We start from the raw sequence: 20,886 nt of genomic DNA, 5'->3' as shown, positions 1-20,886 counted from the left end.
TGCAGTAACGGGTGGGCGCATGAAGGGTAACGGGGCCATTGAGTTGATCGCTGTCAGTAAGCATTACGGCAGTACCATCGCAGTCAAATCGATCGACCTCAAGATACCGGCAGGGGCCTATTGCTGCCTGATTGGTCCATCCGGCTGCGGCAAAACCACGACATTGCGCATGATCGCCGGGCATGAGGTGATCAGCGAAGGTGATCTTCTGATCGGGGATCGCAATGTGACCGAGCTTCCGCCGGTCAAGCGCGGCACGGCCATGATGTTCCAGAATTATGCGTTGTTCCCGCATATGACCTGCATGGAAAATGTCGCGTTCGGCCTGCGGATGCAGGGCATTTCCCCGGCTGAGCGCAACGAACGGGCCAAGGAAATGCTGGCGCGTGTCCATATGGAAAAGTTTGCAGATCGCAAGCCCGATCAGCTTTCGGGTGGGCAGCAGCAGCGCATCGCGCTTGCGCGCGCACTAATCACGCAGCCCTCCGTCCTGTTGCTGGACGAGCCGCTTTCGGCCCTTGATCCGTTCCTGCGGGCGCGGATGCGCGATGAATTGCGTCGCCTTCAGCAGGAGCTTGGCATCACGTTTGTCCATGTCACCCACGCCCAGGACGAGGCGCTTGCGCTTTCGGACATGGTGGTTGTGATGGAAGACGGTGTCATTCGCCAGAAAGGCACGCCCGAGGAAATATTCAACAAGCCGCGTTCGCGCTTCATCGCCAATTTCATGGGCGGTCAGAACATCTTCAAGGGAACGGTTTCGGAAAGCAGCCCGGCGGGCACGCTTCTGACCCGTGGTCCCGATAGTTTCTTCCTGCCCGGATATGGCGATGGTGCCACGGGCGAGGATCTTGAATTCACAATTCGTACCGACCTGATCGGACTGGGTGAAACAGCGCCCGGTGATGCCGAAAACGGTCAGATTCCCGTCGAAATCACAACGGTCGAGTATCTCGGCCTTTGGGTGCGGATTGTGGCGACGACCAATGACGGCAAGGAAATCACCCTGATGAAGACCGAAAGTGAATTTCGGCAGGCGCCCGTGCGCCGGAAGGAAAAGTTCATCGCCTACTGGAAACCCGAACACGCGCATGTTCTGGCCTAAAAAAACATCATTTATCAGGAGCTTCACATGACGACCGACAATTCCAAAACGACGAAAAACCTGCTTTCGACCAAGGAAGTCACCCGCCGCGGCTTTGTTAAGGGTGCGGCTGCGACTGCCGGTGTCGCGATTGGTTCAGGTGCGATCACCGGTTTCCCGACCATCTGGGCGCAGAACATCAAGGATGTGACGTTGCGCCAGTTCGGTACGGGTGTTTCAAACATCAATGCGGTTGCCGACAAGGTTAAGGAAGACCTTGGTTTCACGCTTCAGATGACCGCCCTTGATTCCGATGCGGTTGCGCAGCGTGCGGTCACCCAGCCGAAATCGTTTGATATTGCCGATATCGAATACTGGATCTGTAAGAAGGTCTTCCCGGCGGGCACCATGCAGCCGATGGATACCACCAAGCTTAAAAACTATCAGTATATCTCCAAGCTGTTCATTGACGGCAAACTGACCCCGGATTCCGAGATCGCACAGGGCACCGCCCCGCACACGGTTGGCTTCGTCGAAGGTGCCGACAGTGTCGAATTTGCATCTGCGCCGACCCAGTGGATGACCCTTGTCCCGACGATTTACAATGCCGATACGCTGGGCATTCGTCCGGACCTGATCGAACGCCCGATCAATAGCTGGGCCGATTTGCTTGATCCGGCCTTCAAGGGCAAGGCATCGATCCTGAACATTCCGTCCATCGGGATCATGGATGCGGCCATGGTTTGCGAAGCCATGGGCGAGGTTACCTATGGTGACAAGGGCAACATGACCCAGGAAGAAATCGACAAGACGATTGCGATCATGATCGATGCCAAGAAAGCCGGTCAGTTCCGCGCCTTCTGGAAGAGCTTCGATGAGTCGGTCAACCTGATGGCATCGGGCGAAGTCGTGATCCAGTCGATGTGGTCACCGGCGGTTGCGGCGGTTCGTTCCAAGGGCATCGCGTGCAAATACCAGCCGCTTAAGGAAGGGTATCGTGCATGGGGTGGCGGCATTGGTCTTGCCAAGCATCTTACCGGCCTCGAACTTGAGGCGGCGTATGAATATATCGACTGGTACCTGTCGGGCTGGGTCGGGGCGTATCTTAACCGTCAGGGTTATTACAGCGCAGCCCCGGCAACCGCACAGAAATTCATGTCCGAAGACGAATGGGGCTTCTGGATGGAAGGCAAGGAAGCCCAGGGCGATATCCTTAGCCCGGATGGCAAGGTCATGGAAAAGGCCGGTGCGGTTCGCGATGGCGGTTCGTACGAGGAACGCATGGGATCGGTTGCGTGCTGGAACTCTGTCATGGACGAGAACAAGCACATGGTCCGCAAGTGGAACGAATTCATCGCCGCATAAGGCGTTTCAATTCGGTCGGGCGCAGCTTCGGTTGCGCCCGATATCCTGATTTCCCTGATGATTTTTCCGGTTCAAAGGGCAGACAATGGCGTTTGATATGTCCAAACGATCGTCGTATTTCCTGATCTCGCCGATGGCGCTGATCTTTGCGATCTTTCTGGTCGTGCCGTTGCTGACGATTATTGTCGTCAGTTTCTGGGATTATGACGAATACCGCATTCTGCCCGACTTCATTTTTGAAAATTACAAATACCTGCTGGGGTCTTCAGTAACCTGGCAGATTTACCTTAATACGTTCAAATATGCCGCCCTGACCTGGGGCTTTACCCTTCTGATCGGGTTTACGGTTGCCTATTTCCTGGCGTTCCATGTGCGCAGCCTGACATGGCAGATTGTCCTGTTCATGTTGTGCACGATCCCGTTCTGGACGTCGAACATCATTCGCATGATTTCGTGGATTCCGTTTCTGGGGCGCAACGGGCTTTTGAATTCGGCCCTGATGGGGCTGGGGATTGTCGATGAGCCGCTTGAATTCCTGCTGTTTTCGGATTTTGCGGTCGTTCTGGCGGATGTGCATCTTTACACCCTGTTTATGGTGGTGCCGATTTTCAATTCGATGATGCGCATTGACCGTTCCCTGATCGAGGCGGCGCGTGATGCCGGGGCATCGGGGTTTGAAACCCTGCGGCATGTGATTGTGCCGCTATCGAAGCCCGGCATTGCAATCGGTTCGATCTTTGTCATCACGGTCGTGATGGGCGATTTCATCACGGTGCGGTTAATGAGTGGCGGGCAGAGTGCGTCGGTCGGGCTTCAGATTTCCAATGAGATCGGGTTGCTGCAATATCCGGCGGCGGCGGCCAGTGCGGTGGTGCTTCTGGTGACCGTGCTTTTGATCGTGACGGCGTTGCTGCGCATGGTTGATATCAGGAAGGAGCTTTGAGATGGCGAAGACCCGTGAAAAGCGCCCGACAAGTTTCTATTTTCTGGCGGCCTTCTTTGCGCTGTTTGTGCTGTTTCTGTATGGGCCGATGCTGACGATTTTTATCCTGTCATTTCAGGGTGAAAATGGCGGTCTGACCTTCCCGATGAATGGGTTTTCAGTCCATTGGTTCGGCAATCTGTTTGAACAGCAGGCGGTCGGGGATTTTGGCGGATCGTTCCTGCGATCTCTCAAACTTGGCCTGATTGTCATGGTGGTGACGGTTCTGGTGTCCTTTATGGCCGGGCTTGCGTTTCGCAAGCGGTTCAAGGGGGACAGCGTGATTTTCTATCTGGCGATTGCCAGCCTGATCGTGCCGTCGATCCTGATTTCGCTTGGCATCGGATTGCTGTTCAATATCGTTAGCTGGCAGCCGCAATGGTTTACATCGGCCCTTGGCGCGCATCTGACATGGACCTTCCCGTTCGGGCTTCTGATCATGTTTGCGGTGTTTAACCGGTTTGATCCGTCTTATGAGGAAGCGGCACGCGATCTGGGTGCGAGCAGTTGGCAGACCATCTGGCATATTGTCCTGCCGATGGTGGCCCCCAGCCTGATCGGGGTCGCGATGTTTTCCTTTACCCTGTCCTATGACGAGTTTGCCCGGACGCTGATGACGGCGGGGGCGCTTAATACCCTGCCGCTTGAGATTTACGGGATGACAACCAACGTGACGACGCCAGTGCTTTATGCGCTGGGCACGGTGACGACGGGCTTTTCGTTTGTGGTGATTGCCATCGCCCTTGGTTCGGTCCTGATCCTGCGGCATCGCAAGGGGCAAAAGGCATGACCCGGATCGCGGTTATCAATCCCAATATGTCGGTCGGGTTTACCGAAAAGGTTGGTTTGCAGGCGCGTCGTATTGTCGCACCGGGGACCGAGGTTTTGGCCCTGAACCCCAAATTCGGCCCGGCCAGTATCGAGGGTTATTATGACGAGGCATTCGCCAGTGTCGGGTTGCTTGCCGCGATGCGCGGGCTTGAGGCAGACGGGGCATCGGGCGGGAAGATCAGCGGATATGTCGTGGCGTGTTTTGATGATACCGGTGTTGATGCCGCGCGCTGCCTGACCAAGGCGCCGGTGATGGGGTTATGCGAGGCGGCCCTTCGGTTTGCGGCCATCGTTGCATCGCGCTTTGCCATCGTCACCCCGATGGCGGTATCGGTGCGGCCGCTTGAACATCTGGTGTCGAAATATGGGGCGTCTTCGCAATGTGTGGTGCGGGCGGCGGGTGTCCGGACACTCGATTTCGAGGGTGAAAATGCGGATATGGCCTATCTGGCGCTGAAAACGTCGGCGGAAAACTGCCTTGCCGAAGATGGTGCCGAGGCGATTGTGCTGGGCTGTGCCGGGATGACCGATATTGCCGACCGATTGCAGGCCGAGCTTGGCGTGCCGGTGATTGACGGGGTCAGTGCGGCGGTCAAGCTGATTGAGGCGATGGGGATGCTTGGGCTTCAGACCAGCAAGGCGGGGGCCTATGCCAGCCCGCCGGTCAAAACTTACGACGGGATATTTGCCGAGTTTGCGCCGGTGGCATGATCACGGATCAAATTTCCGGTCAGATTTGCTTTAACGCCTGTTCGACCTGAACCAGATGACGCCGCATGGCGTCTTCTGCGCGTTTGGGGTCGCGCTGTTCTATGGCATCGACGATTTCGCGATGCTGGGTGCTTAGGTCATTGATCAGGCGGTCGGAATGGCTGCTTTCACGCATGCGCGCCCATGCGGCTTCGCGCCGGACGGCACTGACGGCTTCGAACACCGCCAGAAACAGCGTGTTGCGGACACTTTCGGCCAGTTTCTGATGAAAGGCCGCATCCCATTTTTCATATTCGCCCTGATTTTGGGCCTTGGCGGCGTTTTCGATCATGGTGCGCATGGTGTCGATATCGGCCTGCGAGGCGCGCAGGGCGGCAAACCGGGCCATCGAGGGCTCGATCTCCTGCCTTACTTCCATGATTTCAAAGGGGCTTGTTCGGGTGGCCAGTCCTTCGAGCTTGCGCAGGCGTGGTGTGGGCGGGGTGCCGACAAAGGTGCCCTGACCCTGACGGCGCCAGATCAGGCCGTCAGATTCAAGCTGATCCAGTGCCTTGCGGAGCGCGCGACGCCCGACATCAAGCTGTTCGGCCAATTCGCGTTCGGCGATGACGCGCCCGTTCTTGACGAATTCTCCCGCGGCGAAGCTTGTTCTCAGCTTTTCTGCCAACCCCTGGGTTGCTATGTCATTCATGGCTTTTTTTATCGTTATCTGGACGTTTAAATCTTATCTGTTAAATCTTATCTGTTCCGGGCCGTTGCCCACATTTTGCACCCTTGCGGTTTCATCGGTCCGGAACAGCATCAATCCCAATCAGATATCAGGAAATCAGATCATAGAACATGCGCAATGATGTGATGGCCAGAAACAGGCCAAAACAGATGCGAAGGGCCCGTCTCGGGATGGAATGTGCGATGCGTGCGCCGACCGGTGCGAAAAGAACCGTCATCGGGATCAGCAGGGCCGCGGCAAGCACGTTCACATAGCCCAGCGAGAAGGGCGGACGCCCGTCCACACCGATGCCGGACATCGCATAACCGATGGTGCCGGGCAGGGCGATGATCAGGCCGATTGCGGCCGAGGTGCCCACTGCACGGCGGATGTCATATCCAAGGAAGCTTAATACCGGTACGCAGATCGTGCCGCCGCCGATGCCCATCATGGCCGACAGGCTGCCCGCGATCACACCCAGTATCGCCCAGACGGATTTGGGCGGGTTTTTCTGGGTATCGGTTTCGCGATCCCGGACCAGAATCATATTGGCCGCAACCAGCAGGGCGACGACGGCAAACACGATGGTCAGAACCCGGCCATCGGCAAAACCGCCAATCGCGGTGCCAATCAGGACACCAACGACAATTGCCGGTCCCCAGTGTTTAAGCAGGGCGATATCGACCGAACCCTTTTTGTAATGGCTTCGGGTTGATGAAATCGCGGTGGCGATAATCGTCGTTAACGAGGTGGCAACGGCAACCTGCATGCGCAGGCTTTCATCAACGCCCATGGTGGTCAGGAAATGATACAGCACCGGCACAATGACGATGCCGCCGCCGACGCCCAGAAGCCCGGCCATGATGCCGCCAACGATGCCGGCAAACAGCATTGCTGCACCCCACAGCAGGTACAGGCTCATGGTGCCTTCGATTTCAATCATGATGAACCAATCCAAACCAATAATGACTATCTAGGTGTATTGGTACTAACTCTGATTGGTCGTAGTTGGCAAATGTTTTGCGCCGTTAATCAGCTTAATCTGGCAATTAATCAGCATTAACCAGATTTAATAGTTGCGAACCAAATGCAAGAATGCCAACAATATGGCGACAAAATGAACAAACCAAATATAAATTGGTTCAGACTCAGGTATCAAATCTCATCAGGAGGCAGAACATATGTTCCGCAAGATTGCCGTAGCAGCCGGTTTGATGGCCGCTGCCTTTGCCGCACCCGCGCAGGCGCAGAGCTATCCCGAAAAACCGATTGAATTTATCGTGCCGTGGGGCCCGGGTGGTGGCAGTGACACGCTGATGCGTATCGTTGCCCAGGGCCTTACCGAAGAAACCGGTCAGGCCGTACCGGTTATCAACATGCCCGGCGTGGGTGGCAATGTCGGCCTTGCCGAATTCGCCAAACGCCCGGCAGATGGTTATACCATTTCGCAGATTCACGAAGGTCTTCTGGTATCGAACCAGACCGGGATTACCGAGCTTAACTGGGACAGCTTCATCCCGGTCGCGCTGGTGGCGTCATCGCCGCAGTATCTGACGCTGTCGAAGAACGACAATTTCTCGAACTTTGAAGAACTGGTTGCCTATGCCAAGGCACATCCGGGTGCCGTTCGTGCCGGTGTGACGCTGGGCGGGATCCCGCATGTTCATATCGCGATGATCGAAGAAGCCATGGGCCTTCAGTTTTCCTATGTCGGGTATACCGACACGGGTGAGCGTATCCGTGCCCTGATGGGTGGTAACATCGATATCGCGATTGGCGATATTTCGTCGGCCAAGCAGTTCGTCGACAATGGTGATCTGATTTACGCAGCCGTTGGTACCGAGGAACGCACCGATGATGCACCGGATGTCCCGACGCTTAAGGAACTTGGCATGGATGCCGAGCTGGTGATCACGCGTGGTGTGGTTCTGCCGAAAGGTACGCCGCAGGAAACCGTTGATGCGCTTGAAGCTCATATCGAAAAGGTCATGCAGCGCGAAGACGTGATCAAGCTGATGAAAAATGCCGGTGCCGATCCGGTGTTTTATGGTCAGGAAAAATACAGCGCCTATCTTGATAAGCTGAACGCGACCATCGCGAAGCTTGTAGGCAAGCTCGAAGGATGACCGTCAAGGTGACGGAGGCAGCAGCAGCGGATACAGGTGTATCCGCTGCTTCGCGCGCCCGCACCGAATTGGCGCGGCTGATCTCCTATATCGTTTTTGGTGGCGTTTCTGTTGTTCTGTCCTCGATGGCGGCAGGTTTGCCGACGTCCCGCTGGGAACCGCTGGGGGCGGGCACATTCCCGAAACTTGTTTTTGCCCTGCTGGCGGTGCTTTGCCTGATTGCGGCTGTTCGCTCGATCATTGAAATCGTGCGGGCGGGGGGCCTTGCGGGTGTTGGGGCTGCCTTTACCCAGTGGCTTTATGTGCGTCGGGTCGCCATTGGTCTGTTTGTCCTGTTCGCGGTTTATCTTGGCGTTATGCCCTGGACCGGGTTCTCGCTTGCAAGTTTTGTCTTTCTGCTGATTGCGCAGTTGATGATTGCGGGTGTTTCGCGACGAACCGTCATTCAGTCCATCATCGCCGCCCTGATTTTTTCGGTCGGGTTGAACCTGCTGTTTGCAGAAGTTTTCAATGTGTTCTTACCGCGCGGCGTTCTGTTCGCGGGTTAGGCGGGAAAGTTTAAATTATGCTGGATGCGTTTCTTGCCGGGGCCCATCAGGTATTTGCCTTTGATACCCTGACATACATGCTGATCGGGTCGGTTGCCGGGATTATTGCCGCGGCCATCCCCGGTTTTACCGTAACAATGGCAATCATTCTGACGCTGCCGCTGACCTTTGCGATGGAACCGTTGCAGGGTGTTTCGGTGATGCTGTCGGTTTATGTCGGGGGGTACACCGGTGGCCTGATCAGTGCCGCCCTTCTGGGGATTCCCGGAACGCCAAGCTCGGTCGCGACCACCTTTGATGCCTTTCCGATGGCGCGCAAAGGGGAGCCGGGCCGGGCCCTTTCACTGGGTGTATGGGCGTCGTTCTTCGGGACCGTGATTTCGACCATCGTTCTGATCGTGGCCGCCCCGCCGCTGGCCCTGATTGCGGTCAAGCTTGGCCCGTGGGAATATTTCGCGCTGATCGTCTTTGCACTGACGATTGTTGCCAGCCTTGTCGGGAATTCGTTAATCCGTGGTTTGATCGCGGGCGTCATTGGCCTTGGCATTGCGACCATCGGCCCGGACCCGATGATGGGCAAATCGCGCCTGACCTTTGACACCGATCTTTTGATGCCGGGCTTGCCGTTCCTTGTGGTGCTGATTGGTATTTTCGCGATCAGCCAGCTTCTGAGCGAAGTCGAAATTCATGGCAAGAAAACCAATCAGGCGCTGATCCCCGATGTGATCGACTTCAAGACATGGAAAGTCATGCGCGAAGTCCTGATGGCGCCGGTCAATCTGTTCCGGTCTTCGATGATCGGGGTTCTGATTGGGGCGTTGCCGGGTGCTGGTGGATCCATCGCCAATCTGCTGGCTTATGATCAGGCCAAACGCAGTTCCAAAAACCCGGAAAAATTCGGTGAAGGCTGCGCCGATGGTGTGGTTGCGTCCGAGGCGGGTAACTCTGCCACGGCAGGTGGCGGTCTGATCCCGATGATTGCATTGGGCATTCCGGGGTCTGCTGTGGATGCCATTCTGATGGCGTCGCTTATGGTGCACGGGATTTCGGTTGGACCGCGCCTGATCATGGATCATGCGGATCTGGCCTATGGCATGTTCATTGCCATGATCGTTTCCAGCCTGATGATGCTGGTGGTGTGTGTCGCATCCATGCGCCTGTTCCTGCGGGTGACGGACATCCCCAAACAGTTCATCGTGCCGACGGTCATCATTTGCTGCGTTATTGGCGCGTTCGCGCTTAATAACCGGGTGACGGACCTGTATCTTCTGGGGATTATCGGGCTGGTTGGTTATGGCCTGAAAAGCCTTGATTATCCGCTCGCACCGCTGGTGCTGGGTGTGATCCTCGGGCCGATTGCCGAAACCAATTTGCGCCGCGCATTGATGAGCGATCCGGACTGGACGACCTTCTTTACCCGTCCGATTTCAGCCATCCTTCTGGCGGCGGCGTTGCTGTCGGTTATCTTCAGCGTTCGGTCCATCCTTAAAATGCGTAAAAAGAACCGTCCCGCCACCGACGAACAGGACGGCGATTAAGCCGATTAGGAGACTCCAATGAAACTTCGTCATGACGCGCTTTATGCCTCACGCCGGTCACCGGTGCTTGCGCGCAATGTTGTCTCGACTTCCCAGCCATTGGCCGCACAGGCCGGTTTGCGCATGTTGCTGGCGGGCGGGAATGCGGCCGATGCCGCGCTGGCATCCGCCATTGCTTTGACGGTGGTTGAGCCGACGGGCAACGGGCTTGGTTCGGATGCCTATGCGATCATCTGGGATGGCAAGGAACTGCATGGCCTTAATGCATCGGGTCGTGCGCCTGCGGTATGGTCGCCGGAACGTTTTGCCGGGGCGGATGCCATGCCGCAACGCGGCTGGGAATCGGTGACCGTGCCGGGGGCGGTTTCGGCCTGGCGCGAGATTTCCGACAAGTTCGGCAAACTGCCGTTTGAAAAACTGTTTGAACCGGCCATCGAATATGCCAGCCGTGGTTTTGCCGTGTCGCCGATCATCGCAACCCTTTGGGAAAAGGGTGGCAATGTATTGGGCAAGCAGCCGGGCTTTGCCGAGGCATTCCTGCCCGGCGGCAAGGCACCCAAGGCGGGTGAATTGTTCATCAACCGTGCGATTGCCGAAAGCCTGACCGATATCGCCGAGACCGGTGGCGAGAGTTTCTATCGCGGTCGGCTGGCGGCCAAAATTGCGGCCTTTGCCAAGGAAAACGGTGCGGTGCTTACCGAGGAAGACCTTGACAATCATAAAACCGACTGGGTCGGAACGATTTCGCAAAGCTTTGGCAAGGTCAAGCTGCATGAAATCCCGCCAAACGGACAGGGGATTTCAGCCCTGATTGCGCTGGGCATTTTGCGCCATACCAACATTGCCGATTATGCCCCGGACTCGGTCGAGGCCCTGCATCTTGAGATCGAGGCGATGAAGCTCGCCTTTGCGGATATGCATGAATATGTCGCCGATCTGGATCACATGCGTGATGTGACGGTCGAACATCTGCTGTCTGATGATTATCTGAAATCCCGTGCGGCACTGATTGATGCCAGCAAGGCGCAGGATTTCAAGGCGGGTGCGCCAAAGCATGGTGGCACGGTCTATGTCACGGCGGCGGATGAAAGCGGCATGATGGTGTCGTTTATCCAGTCGAACTATATGGGGTTCGGGTCCGGTGTTGTTGTGCCGGGCACATCGATCAGCCTGCAGAACCGTGGTTTCGGTTTCACCCTGAAAGACGGTCATCCCAATCAGGTGGCAGGCGGAAAACGCCCGTTCCAGACAATCATTCCGGGCTTCCTGATGGGGGACGACGGCAATCCGGTCATGAGCTTTGGTGTCATGGGCGGACCCATGCAGTCACAGGGCCATTTGCAGATGACACTGCGGACCCAGCTTTGGGGGCAGGACCCGCAAACGGCGGTGGATGCGCCGCGCTGGCAGGCGCTTTCCGGGCTTGAGGTTGCTGTTGAGGCCTCGGTCGGGGCGGATGTGATTGATGCCCTGAAAGCCAAAGGGCATGCGATCAAGGTTGAAGCACCAGACAGCACCAATTTCGGTTTTGGTGGTGCGCAGCTTATTGCGAAAACCGATGCCGGTTATGTCGCGGGTTCTGATCCGCGCAAGGATGGATGTGCGGTCGGGTATTAATCCCGCGCATCGCCAATTCAGATGAGCTCCCCTTAATTCATCTGACGGAAAGGCCGGTCATTAATTTGACCGGCCTTTTCTTATGGAAATCCGATATTTTGAACCGCTAATATTTTTCGGTTCGTCAAGATGGAAATCACCGCATTTCAGGGGGATACCCCATGCAAAAATGCCGCTTTGAGTCTGGTCAGGACAGGCGTAAAGACGCAGAATACGGAATTTGAAATGCTGGCAGCACCGGATTCTTATCAATATGCTGTCACATTGCTGCCCCGTTCTTTAAGCAAAAACATCTTTAGCGGGAAATTCGCTGATCAGTCGGGAAACTCAGACGGGAAATATGTACAGATTTCAAAAGCGTGTCACCAGTAGCTCGGTTCATGCTCTGCTTGCGGTTGCGCTTGCAGGGTTTTTAACGTTTGGGGCGAGTGGCTTGGTACACGCCCAGGACAGCAGCACCACAACCGAAACGTCGTCAGGCACGCAGCCTGCTGTACCGGCACAGGCCGGGACCGGGACGACCAGTCCGGTAGCCGAGAGCCCGGTAGTAGAAAGCACCGAGCCGACGGTAGCCCCGTCGCCGAATGCACCGGAACAGACCGCGCCAGTTGAACCGGTCGCGGCCGGTAATGGCGAAACCGCTGCTGATAATCCTGTACAACCCGTTGAAGGTGATGCGGCTGCTTCACCCGAAACGGCTGAAAAACCGGCGGTTTCCGTGCCGGTGGCCTTTGATCCGGCACAGGTGATCGAACGGGCGCGCAATCTTGCAACGCAGCCGTTTGAAAATCCGCATCGTGATTTGCCCGAAGCATTGGCCAATCTGAGCCCGGAAAGTTATGCGAAAATCCGCTTCAAATCCCAGCGGGCATTTTTCAGTCAGGCAAATTCGGGCTTTGCGCTGGACCTTTATCATCCGGGCAACATGTATGATGTGCCGGTTGCGATAAACCTTGTGCGTGACGGCCAGGTGCAGGCTGTGCCGTATTCTGCGGGATTGTTTGATTTTGGTGAAACCGGCCTGTCGGGCAATGATTTTTCGACACAGGGATATGCCGGTTTCCGCCTGCGTTATCCGTTGGGGAATGTTGCGGGTAGTGATGAATTGGCGACCTTCCTTGGTGCATCTTATTTCCGTATTCAGGGACGTGATCAGGTTGCCGGACAGATGGCACGCGGACTGACCGTTGATCTTGCGGGGCCGTCGGGCGAAGAAATTCCGGTATTTCGTGAATTCTGGATCGTTGCCCCGAAAGAGGGCGAACGCAAAATCACCGTCTTTGCGCTGCTTGATAGCGTGCGGTTGACCGGTGCCTATCGGTTTGACATTCGCCCCGGTAACAACAGCAAGGTCGATGTCAGCAGCACGCTGTTTTTCCGCGACCGTGTTGAAAAAATCGGTCTGGCCCCCCTCAACAGCATGTTCCTTTACGGTGAACAGAAACGGCGCCGGTTCGAAGATTATCGCGGAGAAGTTCATTCCAGCGACGGGCTTCTGATCAATAATGGCAAGGGCGAATGGCTTTGGCGGCCGCTTGATAACCCGGCCAACTTGCAGATCAGTTCGTTCCTGGATGAAAATCCGCGTGGTTTCGGGCTTCTGCAACGTGACCGGAACTTCGATCATTATCAGGACCTTGATACCCGTTTTGACCAGCAGCCCGGTTATTGGGTGACGCCAAAAGGCGATTGGGGCAAAGGCCATGTCGAACTGGTCGAAATTCCAAGCCCGAGCGAAAGCAACGACAATATCGTTGCGTTCTGGGTGCCGCAGAACAAGCCGGAAGCCGGAAGCGAGTTGACCGTTGAATATCAGATTGCGGCAACACAGGATGGCAGCGATCTGCACAAGCTTTCACAGGCAACAGACACGCGTATCATGCATATTCCGTCCGGTGGTGATGATGCGCAGGCGGCAACCCGTTTCATTCTGAATTTTGCGGGTGAAGAGCTTGAATATTATCTGTCCGATCTTGATAACCTGCAGGCCAATATCAGTGCATCGAATGCTGAAATCCGTAATATCCGCCTTATGAAGGACCCGGAAAACGGTGGTGTTCGCGTGATGTTCGACCTGATTGGAACTGGCGAAGCCCAAAGTTCAAATCTGCGCGCCTTCCTGCAATATGATGACAGGGTGCTGAGCGAGACATGGACCATGCCGTGGGTATTTTGATGCCTGCGGCAATTCCGGTTGGGCACATTTGGCCGCGTATTGCGTTTCGCTTGGAATATCGCAAGTTGCATTCAGGGAAAACTAGAACCTTATGAACCGGATTTCCGATCCCATGTCCGATAGTGCGGCCAAAAATGGCGTTGATGATGATAACCTTGATCCGACAGTAAAGCTGCGCGGTCCCGGTGTCGGGTCGCGGCGCATTTTCCTGTTTGGGGCGTCGATTTTTGCAACCGCCTATGCCGCGTGGCTGATGGCGGATGTATTGGGTGCGGATCAGCTTACCGTCATGGAAATGGTGGTTATTGCGTTCTTCACGATCAACTTTGCATGGATTTCGCTGTCTTTCTTTACAGGGATTGTCGGGATATTCCTGCGTGGGTTCGGGTTGGATGCCATTACGCTGAAACGGTTGAAGCCGATTACGCGCAAAGGGTCGCTGAAATCCAAGAACGTGATTGTCATCCCGGTCTATAACGAAGACCCGGACCGGGTGTTTGCCGGACTGCGTGCGAGTTATGAAAGCCTTGCCGCGACGGGCGAAATTGATGCGTTTGATTTCTTTGTTCTGTCCGACACCCGCGACCCGGATATCTGGATCGCCGAGGAAGTTGCATGGGCCAAGGCCTGTGCGGATCTGAAAGCGCGCGGCAAGATATTCTTCCGCCGTCGTGCGGAAAATACCGAACGCAAATCCGGGAACCTCAAGGAATTCTGCGAGACCTATGCGACGCATTACGATCACATGATCGTTTTTGACGCCGATAGTGTGATGTCGGGCGAGGCCATGGTGAATATGGCCTATCTGATGGAAAACAATCCCGATGCCGGGATCATCCAGAGCCCGCCGCAGCCGACCGGCCGTCAGACCCTGTTTGCCCGTATCCTGCAATTCATTTCGCGCGTTCATGGCCCGACCATGTCGGCGGGTCTGTCGTTCTGGTGCATGGGCAGTTCGAACTATTGGGGCCATAACGCGATCATTCGTGTGCAGGCGTTCATTGATTGCTGCGGGTTGCCGGTTCTGTCGGGCAAGCCGCCGATGGGCGGGCATATCCTGAGCCACGATTTCGTCGAGGCCGCCTTTATGCGCAAGGCAGGCTGGCGTTGCTGGCTGATCCCGCAGCTTGAAGGTAGCTGGGAAGAATTGCCGCCGAACCTGATTGATTATGCGATCCGTGATCGCCGCTGGTGCCAGGGCAATATGCAGCATGCGCGGCTTCTGTTTGCGCCGGGATTCCGGCCGCTTAGCCGTTTGCATTTCTTCATGGGGGTCATGAGCTTTGGCTCCTCGCCGCTGTGGCTGTTGCTGTTGCTGTCTTCGACGATTGCGACGCTGCAAAACACGCAACTGACCTATAGCTTCTTCCCCAGCCAGTTCACGATGTTCCCGCAATGGCCGGTTGACCGGTCGTTCGAGATGCTGGTGCTGCTGGTCTTTACCATCGGTATGCTGGTGGTGCCCAAAATCATCTCGATCCTGATGGTTTGCCTTGGCCGTGACCGGAAGAAATACGGTGGGGTCATGGTGCTGGCGAGCGGTATTCTTGAAACGCTTTATTCCGCCCTTCAGGCACCGATCATGATGATGCTGCACGCGCAGTTCGTGTTTTCGGTTCTGACCGGCAATCAGGTGGGTTGGGACGCGCAGGAACGTGATGATACCGGTGTGCCGTTTAAGGCCGCACTTAAAACCCATCGGACGATCATCGTGATCGGCCTTATCTGGGGGGCGGTGGCGCTATTTGTGGATACGGCGTTCTTCTGGTGGCTGTCGCCAATTCTGGCGGGGCTTGTTCTGGCACCGTGGCTGACGCATTGGTCAAGCAGCCTTGCCATCGGGCGTGCGGCGCGCCGGATGAATCTTTTTGTCACACCGGAAGAAACCGAATCTCCCGAAGAACTTGCGACATTGGCGCGCCTGACGGCGGAAGCACCCGATGAGGATGTCAAGGACGGGTTGCTGCGCCTGATCGAGGACCCGTTTGCCAACGCATTGCATTCGGCCCTTTTGCCCGCGCGCAAACCCGACCGTCGGACCCAGATCGAGATCGGGATCATCTATGAAAAGCTGGCCCGGTTGGGGGTCGAAAGCCTGACACGGGACGAGAAGCTCAAGATCCTGTCGTGGCCGGTCAAGCCGCTTGACCAGATCATGGCGGGGAAAAAGGACGAAAATGCAAAGCTGCCTGCTAATTCGTCATAGTGCATTGATTTTCTTGCATGGGTCGCGCCACAAAAACGCCCCGATTTGATCAAAATATGCCGCGGTTTTTCGGTGATCATAATCCTTACCAAAGAGTTAATCGCCGATTGTCGCCATTTAGCCCGAAGGGGCCGCAAACATGACTGACCTGACCATCGCATCCAAAGGTTACGCCTACGCTGCTTTTGAATCTGCCGCAGTGACCCGTCTGATCGACGAGACCGCGCGTGCATGGTTGCGCTCGTTTAGCGTTGATAATCCGCAGGCCCATCAGCGTCTGGTGAACGAGCTGCGTACCGCGTTGCAGCAGGACTCCGTTGCGACGACCGAAAAAGAAAGCATGCAGGACATCCTTGATCAGGCGGCCCACGATGCCATCGCAAGCTGGTTTGCCGATCTGAGCGGCCAGAACAACTGTTTTGGTTCTTCCGGCTTTGCCATGATGCGCTGTGCTTTCCTGTCGGCCAACTGCGACAAGGCATGGTCCGAGCGTTTTCTGGATCGTGAACACAGCAACAATGACCTGGCCCTTGCCCTGTCGGTACAGATGATGTGCCCGACTCCGGCGGTTAAAAGCTGTGTGATGCCGCGCCAGTCGCTGGATCGTCGCGCCGCGTCCTAAGAATTTAAAGATTTGCGCTGACTTGTCTTACCCTCAACGTCACTTGCGCATTACCAACGAAGCACTGCCATAAAGGCGGTGCTTTGTTGTTTGTGCATATGGCCAAAAAAGAACCCGCCCAAAAGGGCGGGTCGAGTTCAGCGGGCGAGTGGGACCTGATCCCGATTGAAATCAGATCCCGATGACGTCAGGGCACACACTCCCCAACGCCGACGAAAAAGGGTTCAGGCGGCCTTGCGGGCCGCGGACAGTTTTTCAAGAAGCCGGGCGACGGCCGGATCGTTTTTGCCGTTCCGGTCCAGTTCAAGGAAGAAGTCCGGGTAAGGAGCCTTGCCCGGTGTCAGGTTGTAGGGTTCGAAATCGGTGATCCCGATGGCTTCGAGCACGCTTTCATCGGTGAAGAAACCACCCGTAACGTCGCGTGCGGGGGATGTCAGGATGGCGTGCGCGGCATCGGCAAGGATTTCGGGGCTACGCGCGCGACCCTGTTCAAGGCCGGGGATCATGTTAAGGGCGGCGGTTTCGATCACGGTGACGGGCCAAAGCGAGTTAACGGCAACACCTTCGTCTTCGAATTCCGCAGCAAGGCCCAGCGTCACGAGGCTCATACCGTATTTTGAAATCGTATAGGCCGTGTGATTGGCAAACCATTGTGCCGACAGGTTAGGCGGTGGCGACATGGTCAGGATATGCGGGTTGTCCGATTTCATCAGATGCGGCAGGCAGGCCTGCGCACAGGCGAAACTGGCCCGGGTGTTGACCTGATACATCAGATCGAACCGCTTCATCGGTGTTTGCAGGGTCGGGGTCAGATTGATCGCGCTGGCATTGTTGATCAGGATGTCGATCCCGCCAAAGGTTTCAACGGTTCTGGCGACGGCATCGGCGATCTGGTCTTCTTCGCGAATGTCGGTTCTAAGGGCGAGTGCTCTGCCACCGGCTTCCTCGATCTCGGCGGCGGCACTGTGAATGGTGCCGGGCAGTTTGGGGTGGGGTTCATCGGTTTTGGCGATGATCGCGACATTTGCCCCGTCGCGTGCCGCACGCAGCGCGATTGCCTTGCCGATCCCGCGCGATGCGCCGGTGATGAACAGTGTTTTGCCAGCTAAACTTGCCATGATTTTCTTCCCTGAATTTTCTTATTTATGATTTGCCAAATTGCGGGCTGCGTTTTTCGACAAAGGCGCGGACACCTTCGCGGAAGTCGTGGCTTCCGGCGCAATCGGCGAAGGCGGTGGCTTCGCGGGCCAATTGTTTTGCCAGATCGGTTTCGGGCGCGGTGTTGAGCAACGCCTTGGTTCGGGCAAGGGCATCGCGCGGACCGGCGGCAAGGCGTGTCGCATATTTGGCTGTCGCCGATGCCAGTTGATCGGCGGGGACGACCTTGTTGATCAGGCCGCATTCGTGGGCGTCGGTCGCGGTGAACCGATCCCCAAGAAAGGCGATTTCCTTGGCTTTCTTCATGCCGACAAGGCGGGGCAGCGAATGGGTTGATCCGCCGTCGGGTGATGTGCCGATATGGATATAGGCCAGTGTGAAAACGGTTTCTTCGGCGGCAACCGCAAGATCGCAGGCATTCATCAGGCTGATGCCAAACCCGGCAACCGCCCCTTCGAGCTTTGCAATAACCGGACGGGGCAGGGCGGTTAGGCGGATGATGATGTCATGCACCCGGTTAATCATGGTTTCGATCAGGGGGCGGGATTCTTCGGCCGGGTTTTTTGATATCTCATAAAAGAACTTCACATCGCCACCGGCCATGAAAGTGCCGCCTGATCCTTCGATAATGACCGCGCCGATATTGGCAATGTCCGCCTCGATCCGGTCAAGCGCGGTGCCAAGCCCTTCGATCATGGATTGATCAAGCGCATTCATCCGGTCGGGCCGGTTCAGGGTGATCGTTGCGATCTGATCGGTGATCGACAGCAAGACGGCATCAGTTGAAGTCATAAGAATTCCTCCCGCGGGCTTGTGCCCGGTTCTTTTGTCAGGCGGCAAGCCGTGCTTCGATGGCGGTTTCCATGTCCGGCCAGCCTGAAAGCCAGTCGGGCATGACCGGCGATGTTTCGTCCGCCCCAACCAGTCTGCAAATCTGTTCGGGCGGGACGATGCCATCAGGGCCGACAAACACGGCTTTCACAACGCCAAGTGCCAGAGTTTTGCCCTTCGCGGTAAAGCGCTGTTCCAGATAGAAACCCTTCTCGTCCCAATAAAGGGCCTGCGTTTCGAGCTTGAAGCGCTGAAACGGTTTGATCGCGCGCTTGAACCGCATGGTGGAACCGGACACGACGGGCTGCCATTTGCGTTTAAGCATCTGTCTGGCAATGCCGTTGCGCAGGATCAGTTCGGTGCGTCCCAGATCCATCAGGGCGAAGTAGCGCGAATTGGTCATATGGACATTGATATCCAGATCCAGTGGCCATGCACGGAATGACAAGACAGACGGATCAAGCGGATGCAGACCGGGCCGCAACCAGGACAAGACCAGCACACGGATCAGTCGGAAAATCAGATTCACGACAGGCTCCTTGTGCCGATATATGCCGGGTGAGGGATGCGGCCCGTTTGCATGATCAGAACAGATCCTCGTCCAGTTCCATCATGGTGCCGGAGCCTGCCATCATCGCGCTGAACAGTGCGCCGGACTGCGGCAGGATGCGTTCCATATAGAATTTGGCGGTGATCAGTTTCGCCTTATAGAAACCGTCCGGATCGTCGTCCTGTTTCGCCAACGCGATTTCCGCCATGCGGGCCCACATATAGCCAACCGCGACCAGACCAAACAGGCGCAGGAATTCGGTGGCCGCGGCCCCGGCTTCGTTCGGGTTTTTCATGCCGCGTTGGGCCAGTTCACCGGTTGCCTGCTGCAAACGCATGAAGGCTTTTGCCAGCGGCTGGATGAAATCGCCAAGCCCGTCCTTCGATACATTGGCTTCGATATATTCCTGCACCGGGTGGAAGAAACGCCGAAGGTAACGACCGGCCTTTGCCGGCATTTTACGCCCGACAAGGTCAAGGGCCTGAATGCCGTTGGTGCCTTCGTAAATCTGGGCGATGCGGGCATCACGAACATATTGTTCCATGCCCCATTCCCGGATGTAACCGTGACCGCCAAAGACCTGAACGCCGAGATTGGTGTTATCAAAACCCCAGTCGGTGAACAGGGCCTTGACGATTGGCGTCATGAGCTGGACGAATTCGTCGGCTTCTTCGCGTTTGACCGGATCGGCATGGTGTTTGGCGGTATCAAGCGCGCGCGCTACCCATATGCCCATTGCCCGGCAGCCTTCGTTGGTCGCGCGTGCGGTCAGAAGCATCCGGCGTACATCGGGATGAACCAGCAGGGAGTCGGCGGGTTTGTCGGGGCTTTTGGGGCCGGTCAATGCCCGGCCCTGCAGGCGGTCACGGGCATAGGCCGCAGCCCCCTGATAGGCGGCTTCGCCAAGGCCAAGACCCTGAATACCGACCGAAAGCCGTTCCTGGTTCATCATGGTGAACATGGCGGGCATGCCCTGATGGGGTTCACCGACCAGATAGCCGATTGCGCCGTCAAAGTTCATGACACAGGTGGCGGATGCCTTGATCCCCATCTTGTGTTCGATCGACCCGCATTTAACCGCGTTGCGATCGCCAAGCGATCCGTCGTCGCCAACCATGAATTTCGGCACAAGGAACAGGGAAATGCCCTTGGTCCCCTTGGGCGCATCGGGCAGTTTGGCCAGAACCAGATGGATGATGTTTTCCGTCAGATCATGTTCCCCGGCCGAGATGAAAATCTTGGTGCCGGAAATGGCATAAGACCCGTCTTCACGTGGTTCGGCCTTGGTCTTGATGATGCCAAGATCGGTACCGCAATGCGGTTCGGTCAGGCACATGGTGCCAGCCCACGTGCCATCGACCATTTTCGGAAGATATTTATCTTTCAGTTCGTCCGAGGCGTGGCTGTGAAGGGCGGCATAGGCCCCAAAGGACAGGCCCGGATACATCCCGAATGACAGGTTGGTCGAACAGATCATTTCTTCGACCAGGGCATTGATTGTTTTCGGTGCGCCCTGACCGCCATAGACGGGATCGCAGGCAATACCCGTCCATCCGCCTTCGGCAAAGGTCTGATAGGCTTCCTTGAAGCCCTTGGGCGTGGTGACGACACCATCATCCCAATGACAGCCTTCCTCGTCACCTGTGCGGTTGATCGGGAACAGGAGTTCCTCGCAGACCTTGGCGGCTTCTTCGAGAACGGCATCGACGACGTCCGGGGTGAAATCCTCGCATCCGGGCATCTGGTTGATGTCGTTATAGTCAAACAGTTCGGTCAGGACGAAGCGCATGTCGCGCAGCGGTGCTTTGTATTGGGCCATTTTTCTGTTCTCC

19 protein-coding genes are annotated in these 20,886 nt (G+C 56.4%); 13 read left to right on the top strand and 6 right to left on the bottom strand.

Annotated elements, in window-relative coordinates:
- Window positions 1–19 precede the first annotated feature (19 nt).
- The 5 genes from R1T41_RS06965 (at window position 20) to R1T41_RS06945 (ending at window position 4,973) form a co-directional block, all read left to right on the top strand.
- Window positions 20–1,105, top strand: coding sequence for an ABC transporter ATP-binding protein (locus tag R1T41_RS06965; RefSeq protein WP_037988293.1), 1,086 nt, complete (start codon window positions 20–22; stop codon window positions 1,103–1,105).
- Window positions 1,106–1,132: 27 nt separating this feature from the next.
- Window positions 1,133–2,449, top strand: coding sequence for a PotD/PotF family extracellular solute-binding protein (locus tag R1T41_RS06960; protein WP_062950322.1), 1,317 nt, complete (start codon window positions 1,133–1,135; stop codon window positions 2,447–2,449).
- A gap of 97 nt (window positions 2,450–2,546) precedes the next feature.
- Entirely contained in the window at window positions 2,547–3,392 is an 846-nt protein-coding gene (locus R1T41_RS06955) for an ABC transporter permease (protein ID WP_223304904.1), read from the top strand.
- A gap of 1 nt (window position 3,393) precedes the next feature.
- Window positions 3,394–4,221: an ABC transporter permease gene (locus tag R1T41_RS06950; RefSeq protein WP_062950324.1), complete on the top strand. Its 828-nt coding sequence runs from the start codon at window positions 3,394–3,396 to the stop codon at window positions 4,219–4,221.
- Window positions 4,218–4,973, top strand: a complete 756-nt coding sequence (locus R1T41_RS06945; protein WP_317340842.1) for an aspartate/glutamate racemase family protein — start codon at window positions 4,218–4,220, stop codon at window positions 4,971–4,973. The genes R1T41_RS06950 and R1T41_RS06945 overlap by 4 nt, the downstream gene beginning before the upstream one ends.
- Before the next feature lie 19 nt (window positions 4,974–4,992).
- Here the strand turns inward: R1T41_RS06945 and R1T41_RS06940 are convergent, their stop codons facing one another.
- Together R1T41_RS06940 and R1T41_RS06935 are read right to left on the bottom strand one after the other, a co-directional pair.
- Window positions 4,993–5,664 (bottom strand): FadR/GntR family transcriptional regulator, encoded by a 672-nt coding sequence (locus R1T41_RS06940; protein ID WP_209220669.1) that lies wholly within the window; start codon window positions 5,662–5,664, stop codon window positions 4,993–4,995.
- A gap of 127 nt (window positions 5,665–5,791) precedes the next feature.
- Window positions 5,792–6,625 (bottom strand): sulfite exporter TauE/SafE family protein, encoded by an 834-nt coding sequence (locus R1T41_RS06935; RefSeq protein ID WP_037988410.1) that lies wholly within the window; start codon window positions 6,623–6,625, stop codon window positions 5,792–5,794.
- 238 nt (window positions 6,626–6,863) lie between these two features.
- On the opposite strand from R1T41_RS06935, the gene R1T41_RS06930 reads away from it, so the two are divergent.
- The 8 genes from R1T41_RS06930 (at window position 6,864) to R1T41_RS06895 (ending at window position 16,515) form a co-directional block, all read left to right on the top strand.
- Window positions 6,864–7,808, top strand: coding sequence for a tripartite tricarboxylate transporter substrate binding protein (locus tag R1T41_RS06930; RefSeq protein WP_062950336.1), 945 nt, complete (start codon window positions 6,864–6,866; stop codon window positions 7,806–7,808).
- The gene (locus R1T41_RS06925; protein WP_114109329.1) at window positions 7,805–8,356 is read left to right on the top strand and encodes a tripartite tricarboxylate transporter TctB family protein; all 552 of its coding nucleotides are present in this window, start codon (window positions 7,805–7,807) and stop codon (window positions 8,354–8,356) included. The genes R1T41_RS06930 and R1T41_RS06925 overlap by 4 nt, the downstream gene beginning before the upstream one ends.
- A 17-nt stretch (window positions 8,357–8,373) precedes the next feature.
- Window positions 8,374–9,894 carry a tripartite tricarboxylate transporter permease gene (locus tag R1T41_RS06920; protein ID WP_062950340.1) on the top strand — a complete coding sequence of 507 codons (1,521 nt, stop codon included), beginning with the start codon at window positions 8,374–8,376 and terminating at the stop codon, window positions 9,892–9,894.
- A gap of 18 nt (window positions 9,895–9,912) precedes the next feature.
- Window positions 9,913–11,511 (top strand): gamma-glutamyltransferase family protein, encoded by a 1,599-nt coding sequence (locus tag R1T41_RS06915; protein ID WP_317340836.1) that lies wholly within the window; start codon window positions 9,913–9,915, stop codon window positions 11,509–11,511.
- A gap of 129 nt (window positions 11,512–11,640) precedes the next feature.
- Window positions 11,641–11,883 (top strand): hypothetical protein, encoded by a 243-nt coding sequence (locus R1T41_RS06910; protein WP_170954114.1) that lies wholly within the window; start codon window positions 11,641–11,643, stop codon window positions 11,881–11,883.
- Window positions 11,884–11,944: 61 nt separating this feature from the next.
- The gene (locus R1T41_RS06905) at window positions 11,945–13,687 is read left to right on the top strand and encodes a glucan biosynthesis protein (protein WP_317340833.1); all 1,743 of its coding nucleotides are present in this window, start codon (window positions 11,945–11,947) and stop codon (window positions 13,685–13,687) included.
- A gap of 112 nt (window positions 13,688–13,799) precedes the next feature.
- Complete coding sequence (gene mdoH, locus R1T41_RS06900) at window positions 13,800–15,893, top strand: glucans biosynthesis glucosyltransferase MdoH (protein ID WP_247741955.1); 2,094 nt, start codon at window positions 13,800–13,802, stop codon at window positions 15,891–15,893.
- Window positions 15,894–16,032: 139 nt separating this feature from the next.
- On the top strand, window positions 16,033–16,515 hold the full coding sequence (locus R1T41_RS06895) for a hypothetical protein (RefSeq protein WP_062950347.1): 483 nt from the start codon (window positions 16,033–16,035) through the stop codon (window positions 16,513–16,515).
- A 224-nt stretch (window positions 16,516–16,739) separates the two neighbouring features.
- Here R1T41_RS06895 and R1T41_RS06890 read toward each other — a convergent pair whose 3' ends face one another.
- Genes R1T41_RS06890 through R1T41_RS06875 form a run of 4 tightly spaced genes read right to left on the bottom strand, consistent with a single transcriptional unit; the run spans window position 16,740 to window position 20,873 of the window.
- A complete protein-coding gene (locus R1T41_RS06890) occupies window positions 16,740–17,633 on the bottom strand; it encodes an NAD(P)-dependent oxidoreductase (RefSeq protein ID WP_317340830.1) in 894 nt (297 codons plus the stop codon).
- Between the two features lie 25 nt (window positions 17,634–17,658).
- Complete coding sequence (locus tag R1T41_RS06885; protein WP_317340828.1) at window positions 17,659–18,465, bottom strand: enoyl-CoA hydratase; 807 nt, start codon at window positions 18,463–18,465, stop codon at window positions 17,659–17,661.
- A gap of 37 nt (window positions 18,466–18,502) precedes the next feature.
- Window positions 18,503–19,033 carry a thioesterase family protein gene (locus R1T41_RS06880; protein WP_085642632.1) on the bottom strand — a complete coding sequence of 177 codons (531 nt, stop codon included), beginning with the start codon at window positions 19,031–19,033 and terminating at the stop codon, window positions 18,503–18,505.
- A 55-nt stretch (window positions 19,034–19,088) separates the two neighbouring features.
- A complete protein-coding gene (locus R1T41_RS06875) occupies window positions 19,089–20,873 on the bottom strand; it encodes an acyl-CoA dehydrogenase C-terminal domain-containing protein (RefSeq protein ID WP_062950359.1) in 1,785 nt (594 codons plus the stop codon).
- Between the last annotated feature and the right edge of the window lie 13 nt (window positions 20,874–20,886).

The sequence above is a fragment of the Thalassospira lucentensis genome, from assembly GCF_032921865.1.
GTDB classification, from domain to species: Bacteria; Pseudomonadota; Alphaproteobacteria; order Rhodospirillales; family Thalassospiraceae; genus Thalassospira; species Thalassospira lucentensis_A.
Note: the sequence above shows the minus strand (reverse complement) of the source record. Positions and strands in the feature narration are given on the sequence as shown.